Origin of the sequence: Kitasatospora sp. NPDC059146 (assembly GCF_042786665.1) — a bacterium.
Lineage (GTDB): Bacteria > Actinomycetota > Actinomycetes > Streptomycetales > Streptomycetaceae > Kitasatospora.
The window spans coordinates 1-14,604 of the sequence record NZ_JBHZCY010000151.1 but is presented as its reverse complement, the minus strand read 5'-3'; the positions used below and the strand labels follow the sequence as shown (position 1 = coordinate 14,604).

Sequence of the window (14,604 nt, the reverse complement as noted above, 5' to 3'; positions counted from 1 at the left end):
CCCCTGCGCATCCCCTGCGCTCCTCACGGCATGCCGCAGATCGAGCGCCTGGCCAGCGGCGCCTGGCTCTGATGCGATTTCGGGCAGCGAGACCGGTCCGGCCCGCGCCGCCCCCGCCTGGCCCTGGCCATCGACCCCACCACCCAGGGCACCGCCCTCACCGACCGTCAGGCCTTCCTGGTCGCCGCCCCCGACGGCACCCAGCACCTGCTGTGGCACGGGCGCCGACTGCGCCTGGACACCCGCAACGGCGCCCGCCAGGCCCTCGGTCAGGCCGCCGTCACCCCCCAGCCCGTCACCCAGGCCTTCCTCGACGCCCTGCCCGCCGGCCCCGACCTGGCCGGCCCCGACCTCGACCAGCGCGGCACCCCCGGCCCCGACCTCGCCACCCGCCCCACCCGGGTCGGCCAGCTCTTCACCGGCCCCGGCGGCGACCCGTACCTGCTCACCCCAGCCGGACTCACCCCGCTCACCCCGATGGCCCTGCAACTGGTCCTCGCCGACCCCCGTACCCAGGAGAGCGCCTACCAGAAGGCCGCCGCCACCCCCACCGCCATCGGCGCCGCCGACCTCGCCGCCCACACCGCGCCCGCCACCCCCGCCCCGGCCGCCGCCCTGCCCAGCACCGTGCCCGAACTCGTCACCGCCCCCCAGGGCCGCGACCTGTGCACCGCACTGCGCCCCGGCGACCCCGGCCCCACCACCACCCTGACCCTCGTCGACGACACCGCCGTCCAGGGCCCCGGCCCCGCCGCCCAGCCCGGCATCGAGGCCGCCTGCACCCCCGCCGACACCATCGCTGTACGCCCCGGCGGCGGCGCCCTGGTGCGCGCCCTGTCCACCGCCGGCACCGGCACGACGCTGTACCTGGTCACCGACAACGGCGCCAAGTACCCGCTCGCCTCACCGGCCGTCGCCAAGCAGCTCGGCTACGCCGACGTCACCCCCGCGGGCGTGCCCGCCGCCCTGCTGGCCCTGCTGCCCACCGGCCCCAGCCTCGACCCCGCCGCCCTCACCGGCCCCGCCGCGAGCCCCGCCGCCACCGCCCTACCGGGCCCCGCGTGCGCCCGTTGAACCAACGCTCCCCACGACCCCGTTGACCTGAAATGAACCCGGAAATCCGAATCCGGGCCGAGGAAAGGAACCACCGTGAACCTGAAGGTGAACGACAACGCCGTCCAGGGCACCCACGCCACCCTGGAGGAACAGATCGAGTCGATGATGCGGGCCGCCGCGCGGATCCACGACATCAACACCGAGGTCCAGCAGCACTTCCAGGCCGCGTGCAGCACGAAGTACACGGACAACCTCAACGCCTGGGAGGGCAAGTACGCGAACCTCCAGAGCGCCTACCGGACCTTCCAGGAGGCCTTCGCCGCCGGGCACCGGCAGGTCAACAACGCCCACGACGAGGCCACCGGGGTCGGCGGCGGCTGGGGCGGCGGGCACTCCGACAGCGTCTACAAGGGCCTCAACCCCTGACCCGGCCCGCCTGACCCGAAGTTCCACCAGCACCACCACCACGACTCACAGCGAGGAACCCCGATGGCGAACATCCTGCTCAACCACGCCAACATCGACCAGGCAGCCGACGAGATGGAGCAGGCCAGCCGGGCCATGGCAGAGGCCATGACCAGCTGCATGGCGGCCATCAAGAGCAACCAGGAGCACCTCAGCGGCAGCCTCGCCCAGGCCGCCGAGGCGTTCAACACGGTGCTGTCCAACAACAACACCGACATGAACAACGAGATCGCCGCCGGCGTCGAGGCCCTGCGCACCATGCACGGCCTGCTGCGCGACGCCGACAAGCGGGCCGCCGCGGGTATCGGCTGATGGCCACGCCCACCGAGCCGGACTACAACCACACCCTCAGCGTCAAGCACGACGACCTCAAGTACTTCGCGGACACCGAGCTCGGCGCCTTCCTCAAGGACCTGGCGGGCAACCCCGGCTACCGGGCGATGCTCTCCTTCGCCGGCGAGGGCGGCGGCGACTACTCCACGCTGCTGCTGGGGCACGGCTCGCCGGCGGCGCTGTCCATCGCGACCAAGATCCAGACCGACTTCAAGACCCTCGCCGGGGGCATCTCCACGGACCTCAAGACCATGGGCACCCAGATGACCGAGGGCCAGCTGAGGATCCGGCTCGCGCTGACCCTCATGGAGGCCGCCCACGAGGAGGCCATGACGGCCGCCGACATGATGGCGATCCTCGGCAAGGTCTCGTCCGCCACCCCGCCCAAGACCAGCACGTCGTCCTAGCGCCACCCCCGCCCCGGCCCGACCGCCCGACACCCTTTGGAGAAACGAACCCCCATGGCCGATCTGAACTGGGAGAGCGTGCTCGGCTTCTTCGCCTCCGAGGCCCAGCGCAGCTCCAAGATCGTCACCAGGGACCAGGTCGCGGGACCCTCCAAGGACAAGCCCTGGCTGCGCCCGATCGACAAGCTGGTCTTCGACTTCAACAACTTCTACAACGGCACCACGGACAAGGGCGCGGTCTCGGGGATGGGCACCCCCGACGTCTGGTGGGCGTGGAACTACATGCACGGCACGTTGGCGCACAGCATCCGGATCACGGTGAGCGTCAACTACACGGACTGGGGCAACGACGCGGACAAGCCGCTGTCCCAGTTCATCCACCAGCACGAGGGGATCTTCGCGCCGCTGGGCTCGGGCGGGCCCGGGAACGACACGGTCAAGCCCGAGAGCCTGCGGTACGCCGCGGACGGCATCGCCCAGGTGCGGGCGTGGCTGGACCTCTGGCACCCGCGGGTGCAGCACTGGGCGGAGCTGGTCAACGGGCCGGACAGCAACTGGCAGGGTGACGCGGCCGGGGAGTTCAAGGTGCTGCTCAAGCAGTACGCGCTGGAGCTGGAGACCGTCCGCGTCCAGCTGGAGAACAGCCCGTACGAGGCCGACCTCAGGGCGGTGGCCGACCTGCTCCCCGCCACCGTCGACAAGCTCCACACCGTCCACCAGCGCTGGTGGGACAGCGGGAAGCTGTGGCCCTCGCACGCCATCTACGAGGCCCTGTCGACGGCCCTGGTGGGTGTCGTGCCGCAACTGGACTCCACCGCGCACGCCATCAGCTCGATCATCACCCCCCTCGGCGACCCCCGGGAACAGGGCTTCTACGACCAGCTGGAGCTCAAGGCCAAGTCCATTTGGCTGGACAACGTCAAGAAGTACCTCGACGACCGGTCCTACGCCTTCCAGACGGAGGATCCCAACACGGCCGCGGTGAGCCTGCGCAAGGTGGGTGACCCGATGCTCGTCCTGCAGGACGCCTTCAACCGGCTGGACGCCGACTTCGGCTTCGGCTACCGCAACGCCACCCTCGACCTGCCCACCGGCCCGCCCACCGGCGCCGGGGACGGCGGAAAGGACGGGGGCAAGGACGGCGGCAAGGACGGCAACATCGACCTGGGCGGCGGCAGCGGCGGCGGGGGCGACGGCAAGGACGGCAACGGCAAGTTCGACCTGGGCGGCGGCTCAGGCGGTGCCGGTGGCGGTGCGGGGGGCGGCAAGGGCGGCGACAAGACCCACCTGCCGCCACCGCCCCCCGTCATCGGCCCCGGCGGTGGCGGCGGCTCCGGCATCGGCGACGGCGCCGGCACACCGATCCTCGACAAGGACCACAAGCCCGTCCTGGGCGCCGACAAGAAGCCGGTGCTGCTGCCCCCGGGCGGCTACATCGGCAAGGACGGCCAGGTCTACGACGCCAACGGCCAGAAGGTGATCGGCAAGGACGGCAAGCCCGTCGTCGTCCCGCCGGGCTCGGACGTGCCGCCCGGCACCGGCGGCGGCATCTACGGGACCAACGCCAAGGTGCCCAAGGGCTCCAGGGTCCGCGAGGACGGGACGGTCATCGGGCCCGACGGCAAGGAGGTCCTGGACCGCGACGGCAACCCGGTGGTGCTGGCCAAGGGCGGCTCCATCGCCGCCGACGGCACCCTGCTGGACTCCACCGGCCGCCCGATCTCCGACGTCTCCCAGCGCTACACCGACCGCCAGCACGCGATCGACACGATCATGGGCAGCGGGGGCGGCGGCGGGGGTGGGGGCGGCGGTATCGGGTCGGGCGGCGGCACCCGGCTGCCGACCACCGGCTCCGACTGGAAGCTGGACCTGGGCAGCGCCTTCGACGACCACGGCTCGGGCGCGGGCGCCGGCGGGCTGGGCGCCTACTCGGGCCTGCTGGGCGGCGGGGGAGCGGGCGGCATCGGCGGGGGCGGCGTCGGGTCGGGCGGCGGCCAGTTGCCCAAGCTGGTCAGCTCCGGCGGCGGGCTGAGCGCGCGGGCCGTCGAGAACAGCGGCGGGCTGGCTCCGGGCGGCAAGGCGGCGGCCGCCGCCGCGGCCGAGGCCGCCGCAGCCGAGAAGGCGGCCATGCAGAAGGCCTCCGCGATGTCCGCCGAGGAGGCCGCGATGCGTGGCCGCTCGATGCAGACCAGCGGCGGCGGGATGCCGATGGGGCCGATGGGCGGCGGTGGCATGGGCGCCGGCCAGGGGGAGAAGGACCGCCAGCGCACCACCTGGCTGGCGGAGGACGAAGAGGTGTGGGGCACCGACACCGGTGCGGTCAGCGGAGTGATCGGCCGCTGAACCGGCGGCCGGACCGGGCTCCGGACGACGCGTGACGACCCCACCGAGGAACGAGGAACAGAAAAGACATGTCGTACTCCTTCGAGGACCAACTCAACCAGGCCATCGCCTCGTTGGCGGAGCAGCAGGAGAGGCTGGCCGAGTCCACCCGCCGGATGCAGTCGATGACCGCGACCGCGACCAGCAAGGACCGGATGGTCACCGCGAAGGTCGGCCCGCAGGGTGAACTGCTCGCGCTGAGCTTCCACACCACCGCCTACCAGTCCATGGCCCCGGCCGAGTTGAGCGCAGTGCTCAAGGACGTCTTCAACGAGGCCAAGGCTCGGATGGGCGATCAGCTCACCGCCGAGATGCGCGGCTTCGAGGGCGTCGGCGAGACGCTGCGGATGGGCTTCACCGGTGAACGCGGTGACGAGGAGGACCTCTTCGGGGGCGGGGCGGGCCTGGACCTGGACGCACTGCTCGCCCCGCTCACCGCGATGCGCCCCGGCGCCGACCGGACCGCCAAGTCCCGCAAGCAGGAGGAGTTCAATGGCTAAGACGCTGCGCAAGGAAGAGGGCGCCAAGGAGGCGTTCAGCAATTTCGAGGACGTGGCCGCCCTGGTCAAGAAGATCCACGGGGAGGTGAAGGACATCAACGAGTGGAACGTCCAGGCCGGCGGCGGCGACGACATCGGCAAGCAGTACCACGAGAAGATCGACAAGCCGACCGCGGACCTCACCACGCTGACGGGCCAGATCTACAACAAGATCATGGCGATGTCCCAGCACGGCAAGGACACCGTCGACCTCCTGGACGCCACCGACGAGCACAACGTGGGCCTGGCGTGAGCCTCCGTCCGTAAACCCCCGGCCCCCGGGCACCACCGCCCGAACGCCCCCGTACCGCCCGAACCATCAGCCCCGCCTCCGGAGGCCCTGCGCCATGCCCCACTCCTCGGTCCACGTCTCCCCGGGTCTGGCGCAGTTCTTCCACATCATCAGCGGCATGCCGTGGCCGGAGTCCGACGAGGGGAAGCTGCGCGACGTCCGGGACGACTACCAGGCACTTGCCGAGGATCTGCCCAAGCTGAGCGGGTACATCCTCGACGCGGTGCAGAACTGCGACAAGCGGTTGGAGGGCGAGGCCGCCCAGGCGTTCCGCAAGGAGTGGGGCCGCTTCGTCAACACGGACGAGGCCAACGACCCGCTCCGCAAGGCCGGCGAACTCTGCACCCAGCTGGCCGAGTTGGCGGGCAAGGTCGCCAACACCGTCGAGTACACCAAGTGGATGGCGATCGGCCAGCTCATCCAGCTGCTCTTCGAGATCGCCCTGGCCATCGCCTGGTCCGTGTTCACCGGCGGCGGCTCGCTGGTGGCGCTGGAGTTCAAGAAGCTCCTGACCCGGCAGTTCCTGCTCTGGCTCGTCAAGAAGCTCCTCACGCTGATCGCCATGCACACCTTCGGCGGCATCGTCGGCGGCCTGATGCTGGACGCGATCATCCAGGGCATCCAGTTCCAGCACGGTGACCGCCACGAGTGGGACAAGGACCTCACCAAGCAGGCGGCGATCTTCGGCGCGATCAGCGGCGCGATCGGCGGACCGCTCAGCCTGCTGGGCATGGGACTGGGCAAGCTGCTCGGCCCGCGGCTGAGCAAGCTGTTCGTGGAGAGCGCCCTCAAGGACGTCATCAAGGGCCTGACCGGGGGCGTCGGCAAGGACCTGGCCGGCGGTGTGGCGGGCGGCGCGCTCAAGGGGATCGGCAAGGAGCTGGGGGAGGGCGCTGCGGCGGGCGCGCTCAAGGGGATCGGCAAGGACCTCGGAGAGGGCGTGGCCGGCGGCGCGCTCAAGGGCGCGGGCAAGGAGGCCGGCGAGGGCTTCGGCCGTCTGCTCGGCAACGAGGCGGCCGAGCGGTTCGCCAACGGCATCACCACCCTCCTCAAGGAGAACTCCCAGTACCTCGCCAAGGGCTTCAAGGGCGGGCGCAAGGTGGGCGCCGCGATGGGCCAGAAGTTCGTGCGCCAGCTCGGCGAGCTCTTCGAGAAGGAGCTCGGCCAGGAGATCGGCGAACAACTCGCCCGCGACATGGGCGAGCAGATCGGCAAGCAGTTCGTCCAGCACTCGCTCAAGACGGTGGCCAAGGAGAGCAGCCAGGAGGCGCTCAAGGAGGCCTTGGAGAACCTCGCCAAGGACAGCGGCAAGGTCGCCCTCACGCCCGAACTCAAGCTGCTGGTCGAGAAGATGCCCGAACTCGCCGGCGGCATCAACAAGATGGACAAGATGTTCCACCTCGGGGCAGTCCTGGGCAGCCAGTTCGAGTCGGGCATCAACCAGTACCTCACCGAGGGCATCTACAACACGATCTACAACGGCGAGTGGTCGGCCAGCGGGATGAGCTTCGTCGGCGGCTTCATGATGGCCGGCATGCGGCACATGATCATGGGCCTCGCCTCGCCGCTGACCCTGCGCTACGCGGACTTCGTCCGAGGCCTGGAGAGCTCGCGGATCACCGACGAGAACGGCGGGTTCTACGGCCCGACCCACCCGATGACCTTCCTGTCGGTGATCAGCAACATGGGCGGCCACGCGGCGCCCTTCCCGGTGCCCCGCCCCGGCCACATCGACCAGATCGGCGGTACGCGGCTGTCGGGCGGTGACGGCGCCTCGATCAAGTCCGACGGCGTCTCGATCAGGACCGAGGGCACCGGCTCGCTGTCCGGCTCCACCCTGCTGGACTCCGGCAGCCACCACCCGGAGGAGAACGGCGACGGCGTCCTCGCCGACCCTGCGGGCAAGAGCAGCTTCCACTCCTCGGTCGACGGCGGCTGGGACCCCAAGGCCCCGGTCCGGCCGGTCGAGACCCAGTCCCGCGGCGACGAGCGCAACGCCGCGTCCGGGCCGCCCAAGCCTCCGGCCGCGTCGGGAGGCCAGGGCGAGCGGGACACCGTCGTCCCGCCGCCCGTGCCGAGGAAGACGGACGGCGGGGCGGAGAACACCACCACCACCGGGGGCGGCGGGCGGAACGCGGACGGCGGAGCCAAGGCGGGCAACGGCGGCGAGCGCGGCAGCACCGCGACGGCCTCCGCCGACGCCAACGGCCAGAGCGGCGCCGTCAAGCCCCAGGCACAGCCGCAGGCGCAGCCCAAGCCGGACCCGTCGCGCCGCACCACCGTCGTCGACGAGCACGGCGAGGCGCCCCTGCACGAGTCCACGACCACGCGCACCGGCGGCACCGTGAACGGCACCCAGCCGCAGCCGCAGGAGGGCGGCTCCCACCGCAGCCCGGCCGCCTCGCCGCCACCACCGCCGATCCGCACCAGCGCCGGCGGCCCCGGCGACGGCGCGGTGCCGGCCACCCCCAACCGCCCCGACCCGAACCACACCGATCCGAACCGCCCCGACCCCGACCACAGCGACCCCAACCACAGCGACCCCAACCTCCCCGACCCGAAGACTCCCCAGGGCCCGGGCCCCGACCCGCAGGTCCCGCCGCCGCCCGCCACCCCGCCGCGCGACCCGAAGCCCAACGGCCCGGGCCCCGACCCGCACACCCCTGACACCCCGCCGTCCTCCTCCGCCACCTCCGCCGGCCACCTCTACCACCAGGTCGACGCCCCCGAGCACGCCAAGGCGCCCGCCGGCGACGAACGGCGCACCGCCTGGCGGGACAAGCAGCAGTCCCTCGCCGACGACCACGACGCCCGGCTCGCCGAGGCCGAGCGGCAGGAGGCGGACCGCCGTGCGATCGAGGACCGGCTGACGGAGGGCGCCGCCCTCCTGCCCCGGGAGCTGCGCGCCCTGGTGACGCCCGACTCGCCGGTGTGGCGCCGGGCCGCGGAGACGATGCGGGAGGACCTCGAAGCGCGCCCGCACGAGCGGGAGGAGATCCTCGCCGGTGCCACGGACCGCCTGGAGCTGACCGGCGCCCGCGAACTCGCGCTCACCTTCGCCGTCGGCCGCTTCGAGCGGCTGCTGGCCGACCGCGGCCTGGGCCCGGAGCACTCCGGCGACCACACCCTCACCGGGATCCGCCGCGACGCCTCGGAGAAGTTCCGGGCCGACGCCGAGCAGGACATCGCCCAGCTGTTCACCGCCCGCACCGACCTCACCCCCGAGCGCAACGCCCTGGCCGCCCGGGCCCTGGAGCGCCGCCTGCGCGAGGCCGGCCGGGAGCTGGACGTCCGCCAGGCGCGGGCCCAAGCGCTTGAGCAGGTCGACCGGGTGGTCGACGACGCCCACGACCGATGGTCGGCGGACGAGCTCTCCGACCGCGACCGCGCCCTGCTGGAGGCCGCCGGCCTGACCGGGGACGTCCGGCTGACACCCGAGGTCCGCGACCAGCTGGCCGAGGCCCTGCGGGAGCGGCTGGCGGACCTGCACGGAGGCGACGAGGGCCCCTCCCCGCGGATCGAGGAGGAGGGCGGCGAGGACCTCGCCCCCGTCGACCCGACCCGCCTGGGCCGCACCCGGCTCGAAGCCGACTTCCAGGAGGCCCTGGAACGCCACCGGGCCGGGCTGTCCCACGACTTCACCGTCCAGGCGGTGCGCGAGGCCGGGCTCAAGCGCTCCGCCGACGCGGTGGACGACGCCGCCGCGGCGTGGAAGGACACCGCCGCCGACCAGTTCGGCCCCGAGGCGCTGCGCGAACTCGGCCTGGCCGACGGCCCGTCCGCGCGCGCGGTGGCCGCCGCCCGCGCGGATCTGGCCCGCCGCGCCGACCGCCTGGTCGCCGAGCACACCGCCGCCGACCGCGACCCCGCCCACCTCAAGGCGGAACTGGACAAGCTCACCTCCCGGGCCGAGGCCAACCGCCTGCTGGCCCTGCACGGTGCCCGGGAGGAGGCGCTGCGCGCCGCCGAGGACAGCGCCCGGACCCACGTCCCGCGCGACCTGGGCGGCCCGGAGAGCGCTCCCGAGCACGCCCCCGAGCACGCCGCCGAGCACGACGGCGACGCCGCCGCCTCCGTCGAGATGGCCCTGGGCCCGGTGCGCGGCACCCGCACCGACCGCACCGAACCGTCCGCCACCGACGCCGCCCGCCGGGTCCGCGAGGGCTACACCGAGCGCGTCCGCGCCGCCTTCGAGGAGACCTTCCGCGCCCTGCTGCGCGATCCGGGCGCCGACCACCGCGCCGAGCTGCCCGAACAGGTGGCCCGCTGGCGCGCCGAGCGCGACCGGCTGACCGAGGGCCTGGCGGAGCACGTCGCCTTCGAACGCGCCGTGCTGCCGGCCCGCGAGCGCGCCGCGGCCGGCTACGACCGGCTCGCCGAGGACCGCCGGGTGCCGGAGGCGGAGATCCGCAAGCTCAAGGGCGAGTACGGCGACGACTTCTTCGACGCCTACCGGGAGCACTGGGCGCCCGAGGACCTCGACGGCGAGCGCTGGCGCGGCCACGAGGCCACCCACGAGAACGTTTTCGGCCGCCGCCCCGAGCCCACGCCGGAGCCCTCGCGCGAGCCTGCGAACGAGTCTTCGCACGAGCCCGCGAACGAGTCCTCGCGCGAGCCGGAGCCGACCCCCGTACCCGAGGAGAAGCCCACCCAGGACACCCCGTCGGGCCCGCTCACCCGCCCCACCGACACCGCCTCCGACACCCCCGACACCGCCCCCAGGACGCCGGCCGCCGCACCGCCCGCCCAGCCGCCCGCCGTGCCGCCCACGGCCGTACCGCCCGCGGACCCGCGCCCGCTGCTGCCCGCCTCCGCCTGGGCCGACATCCGCACCCTCGCACCGTCCGCCCGCATGGACACCGTCCGCTTCGACGCCCGCGTGCGCGGCCAGGACAACCCGGGCGCCATCGCCGGCCCCAAGGTGCGCGAGCAGTACGAGAACCGGGTACGGCGCCCCGGCGGCCTGCCCCGCTCCCAGCGCAGCCTCGGCGACCTGCACGGCGCCGACACCGCGATCACCTACGACGTGCGGCGCTTCGAGGCCCAACCGGACCACTGGGTCACCGAGTTCACCCTGAACCTCCACCTCAAGGGACCGGACGGCAAACCCCTCCCCGAGGCCGCCGCCACCCGCGTGCTCGACCGCGCCCGCGCCGTCGTCGCCGACCGCTTCAACGAACGCCACCGCCTGCCCGGCGGCGACCAGGTCCACCTGCGCCTGGAGAGCGCCCCGAAGGCCGCCGGCGCGCACCAGAGCATCACCGTCCTGCCCGGCACCGGCCGCAGCGACCAGCTCCACTGGTACGACGGCAGCGCCCCCGGCGTGCTGCTGCACGAAGTGCTGCACTTCCTCGGCCTGCCCGACGAGTACGTCGAACCGGCCGCCAGGCCCGGCGACGCCTTCGCACTGCGCCGCCGCGACCGCTGGGCCGGCGAGAACGGCGTCATGGGCACCGCCGCCCACCGCGACGACTTCACCGTCCTGCCCCGCCACCTCCAGCGCATCGAGGAGGTCCTCCACTCGGGCCCCGTCCTGCGCGACCTGACCCACGGCCAGTACCTCACCCACCAGGAGAGCGAGGTGAGGTCCCCGGCGGCCGTCCATGACGAGCCGACCGTCGGAGAGCACCTCTCACACGGGGAACCGCCTGCCGCGCCGTTGCCTCCCGTCGACCCGACGGCGGTTGACGTGGCTCGCCGGCATCTCGGCGCCGCGTCGCGGAACCCGGTCCTGTTCGAGTACATGGGGTGGCTCAGGAACCGCGGTTTCACGAGCAAGCGTGACGAGGAAGGCATGATCAAGGACCGGGAGGGGCCGGACTACGAGTCGCTGCTGCTCGATGTGCAGAGGTTCCTCGACCATGCGCAGACGCTGCGTCCGGCGGGGGAGGGGCCGGGTCAGCCCCTGAGCGTGTACCGGGCGGTGAAGATGGATCCGCAGTCGCGTGAGCGGGAGTCCTTCACCGAGTTGTTGCCGGCGTCGACGTCGTTCAGCCGGGAGTTCGTGCAGGAGTGGATGTCGAACGGCGGTGGTGCGGACAACTACGCGTTGTTCGAGATCAAGGTGCCGTTGGAGCACCCGATGCTGGCGTTGTCGTTCCCGCCCGGCCATGCCAGGACGGAACACGACCCGCGGCCGGTGAACGAGGCGCAGTCGGAGGTGACGCTGGGTCCGTCCCGGCTGTCGGTGACCGGCCGTGACGACTCGGGCGGCTACCACGTCATCAAGGTCGACGCCTCACCGATGACGGTCGACGACATCCGCGGCGAGGTCGCCGACTGGTCGAGCAGCATGTCGATGGCGGAGGCCTTCCAGCGCTTCACCGACTTCTACACGTCGGAGTCGCTGCTCGCCGCCTACCCCAAGGACCTCGGGTCTCAGCACCGCATCACCGAGACGTGGTCGTCGGACGGCCTCACGAAGACCGTCAAGATCGAGTACCCGCACGAGAGCCTGCAAGGCCAGTACGTCCAGGTGGAGGTCCGGCACGAGGGCGAGTCCGTGTCGGTCACCCTGCGCTCCACCGAGGACGCGGTCGAGGGCGACGAAGCCCCTGTGCGTATTCAGGCGGCCTACAGCGGCAAGACCATCGGGGAGGTGTTCGGCAGCCTTCGCACTCGGAAGCTGCAGGAGAACTCCAGCTTCGAGTCGATCGAGCTCCCCTTCGACTGGTACGCCCCCGAGTTGACGGAGGGTAACGACCTCCATGAGATGGTCTCGGCGCCGTTGCCTGCGGTCGATCCGTTCGTGGTGGACCTGGCGCGTCAGCACCTCGATGCCGCGAAGCAGGACCAGGCCCTGTTCGAGTTCATGGGGCGGATCAAGGCGGGTGCGTTCACGAGTCGGCGTGACGACGAAGGCATGCTCAGGGTGCGGGAGGGGGAGCGCTACGAGTCGCTGTTGGTCGACGTGCAGCGGTTCCTGGACCACGCGCAGGCGTTGAACCAGGCCGGGACGCACCCGGCTGGGCAGTCCCTGAGCCTGTTCCGGGCGGTGAAGTTGGACGCCCAGTCGCGTGAGCGGGAGTCCTTCACGGAGCTGTTGCCGGCGTCGACGTCGTTCAGCCGGGAGTTCGTGCAGGAGTGGATGTCCAATGGTGGTGGTGCGGACAACTACGCGCTGTTCGACATCAAGGTGCCGTTGGAGCACCCGATGCTGGCGCTGTCGTTCCCGCCCGGACACGTCCGGGCGGAAGGTGACCCGGATCCCGTGAACGAGAACCAGTCGGAGGTGACGCTCGGTCCGTCCCGGCTGTCGGTGACCGGCCGTGACGACTCGGGCGGCTACCACGTCATCAAGGTCGACGCCTCACCGATGACGGTGGACGACATCCGCAGCGAGGTCGCCAACTGGTCCAGCGGCACGTCGATGGCGGACGCGTTCCGGGGCTTCGCCGACTTCTACAGTCCGGAGTCACTGCGCGCCGCCTACTCCTTCGACTTCAATCCCCAGCACAGCATCACCGAGTCGTGGTCGCAGGACCGCCGCACGAAGACCGTCCGGATCGAGCACTCCCACCCGGACCTGAACGGGCAGTTCGCCGAGGCGACGATCCGGCACGAGGACGACGGGTCCGTATCGATCCGCTGGGGCACCAGCGACGACACCGAGCCGCGCGAGCCGATGGTCTTCAATGCCGACAACATCGGCAACGTCAGCGGCGGCCTTCGTTCGCAGACGCTGACCGAGAACCCCAGCTTCGAGTCCCTCGACCTCCCCGTCGACTGGTACAGCCCGGACTACGACTGGCACGAGCCGGAGGCGGCGCCCGCGGAGGACGCCGATCACCACCTGACGGACCTCGACGGCAACGACTTCCACCAGCCCGCAGCTTCGCCGTTGCCCGCCGCCGATCCCCTCGCGGTGGACCTGGCCCGCCAGCACCTCGACGCTGCGAACCAGAACCAGGCCCTGTTCGAGTTCATGGGGCGGATCAAGGCCGGTGCGTTCACGAGCCGGCGTGACGACGAAGGCATGCTCAGGGTCCGGGAGGGGGAGCGCTACGACTCCCTGCTGCACGACGTGCAGACGTTCCTCGACCACGCGCAGGCGCTGCGCCCGGCGGGTGAGCAGTCAGGGCAGTCCCTGAGCCTGTTCCGGGCGGTGCGGATGGATCCGCAGTCCCGGGAGCGGGAGTCCTTCACCGAGCTGCTGCCCGCTTCGACGTCGTTCAGCCGGGAGTTCGTGCAGGAGTGGATGTCCAATGGTGGTGGTGCGGACAACTACGCGCTGTTCGACATCAAGGTGCCGTTGGAGCACCCGATGCTGGCCCTGTCGTTCCCGCCCGGCCATGCCAGGACGGAACACGACCCGCAGCCGGTGAACGAGGCGCAGTCGGAGGTGACGCTGGGCCCCAGTCGCCTGACGGTGACCGGCCGTGACGACTCGGGCGGCTACCACGTCATCAAGGTCGACGCCGAGCCCATGACGGTGGACGACATCCGCAGCGAGGTCGCCAACTGGTCCAGCGGCACGTCGATGGCGGACGCGTTCCGGGGCTTCGCCGACTTCTACAGCCCGGCTTCGCTGCGGGCCGCCTATCCCCACGACTTCAACCCGCAGCACCGCATCACGGAGACGTCGTCGCCGGACGGCCTCACCAGGACCGTCAGGATCGAGCACTCCCACCCGGATCTCAACGGGCAGTTCACCGAAGTGACGATCCGCCATGAAGGCGAATCCGTCTCGATCCTGTGGCGCTCCAGCGACGACACCGAGCCGCGCGAACCGATGCGCTACACCGCCGAGAACATCGGCGAGGTGAGCGGGAGCCTTCGCTCGCAGACGCTGACCGAGAACCCCAGCTTCGAGTCCCTCGACCTCCCTTGGGAGTGGTACAGCCCCGACTACGACTGGCACGACCCGGAGGCGGCGTCCGCGGAGGACGCCGACCACCACCTGACGGACCTCGACGGCGACGACCTCCACCAGCCTGCCGCCGCTCCGCCGTTGCCCGCCGCCGATCCGTTCGTGGTGGACCTGGCGCGCCAGCACCTCGATGCCGCGAAGCAGGATCAGGCCCTGTTCGAGTTCATGGGGCGGATCAAGGCGGGTGCGTTCACGAGTCGGCGTGACGACGAGGGCATGCTCAAGGTGCGGGAGGGGGAGCGTTACGAGTCGCTGTTGGTC

7 protein-coding genes and 1 pseudogene are annotated in these 14,604 nt (G+C 71.8%); all 8 read left to right on the top strand.

Annotated elements, in window-relative coordinates:
• Positions 1-117 precede the first annotated feature (117 nt).
• Positions 118-1,074 carry a type VII secretion protein EccB gene (eccB, locus tag ACFXPX_RS38355; RefSeq protein WP_380644705.1) on the top strand — a complete coding sequence of 319 codons (957 nt, stop codon included), beginning with the start codon at positions 118-120 and terminating at the stop codon, positions 1,072-1,074.
• 75 nt (positions 1,075-1,149) lie between these two features.
• A complete protein-coding gene (locus ACFXPX_RS38350) occupies positions 1,150-1,482 on the top strand; it encodes a hypothetical protein (protein ID WP_375895395.1) in 333 nt (110 codons plus the stop codon).
• Positions 1,483-1,545: 63 nt separating this feature from the next.
• Complete coding sequence (locus ACFXPX_RS38345; protein ID WP_375895397.1) at positions 1,546-1,833, top strand: hypothetical protein; 288 nt, start codon at positions 1,546-1,548, stop codon at positions 1,831-1,833.
• Positions 1,833-2,261, top strand: a complete 429-nt coding sequence (locus ACFXPX_RS38340) for a hypothetical protein (protein ID WP_375895399.1) — start codon at positions 1,833-1,835, stop codon at positions 2,259-2,261. The genes ACFXPX_RS38345 and ACFXPX_RS38340 overlap by 1 nt, the downstream gene beginning before the upstream one ends.
• A 54-nt stretch (positions 2,262-2,315) precedes the next feature.
• Positions 2,316-4,604, top strand: a complete 2,289-nt coding sequence (locus tag ACFXPX_RS38335) for a hypothetical protein (RefSeq protein ID WP_380644701.1) — start codon at positions 2,316-2,318, stop codon at positions 4,602-4,604.
• A gap of 68 nt (positions 4,605-4,672) precedes the next feature.
• Positions 4,673-5,143, top strand: coding sequence for a YbaB/EbfC family nucleoid-associated protein (locus ACFXPX_RS38330; RefSeq protein WP_375895403.1), 471 nt, complete (start codon positions 4,673-4,675; stop codon positions 5,141-5,143).
• Positions 5,136-5,435, top strand: a complete 300-nt coding sequence (locus tag ACFXPX_RS38325) for a hypothetical protein (protein ID WP_375895406.1) — start codon at positions 5,136-5,138, stop codon at positions 5,433-5,435. Before ACFXPX_RS38330 ends, ACFXPX_RS38325 begins: the two co-directional genes overlap by 8 nt.
• 94 nt (positions 5,436-5,529) lie before the next feature.
• Positions 5,530-14,604: pseudogene (locus tag ACFXPX_RS38320) on the top strand (hypothetical protein); the annotation flags it as partial.

What these genes read in the sequence shown, in the direction of transcription:
- ACFXPX_RS38345 (WP_375895397.1), top strand. Translation starts at nt 1,546, where the DNA reads ATGGCGAACATCCTGCTCAACCACGCCAACATCGACCAGGCAGCCGAC.
- ACFXPX_RS38340 (WP_375895399.1), top strand. Translation starts at nt 1,833, where the DNA reads ATGGCCACGCCCACCGAGCCGGACTACAACCACACCCTCAGCGTCAAG.
- ACFXPX_RS38335 (WP_380644701.1), top strand. Translation starts at nt 2,316, where the DNA reads ATGGCCGATCTGAACTGGGAGAGCGTGCTCGGCTTCTTCGCCTCCGAG.
- ACFXPX_RS38330 (WP_375895403.1), top strand. Translation starts at nt 4,673, where the DNA reads ATGTCGTACTCCTTCGAGGACCAACTCAACCAGGCCATCGCCTCGTTG.
- ACFXPX_RS38325 (WP_375895406.1), top strand. Translation starts at nt 5,136, where the DNA reads ATGGCTAAGACGCTGCGCAAGGAAGAGGGCGCCAAGGAGGCGTTCAGC.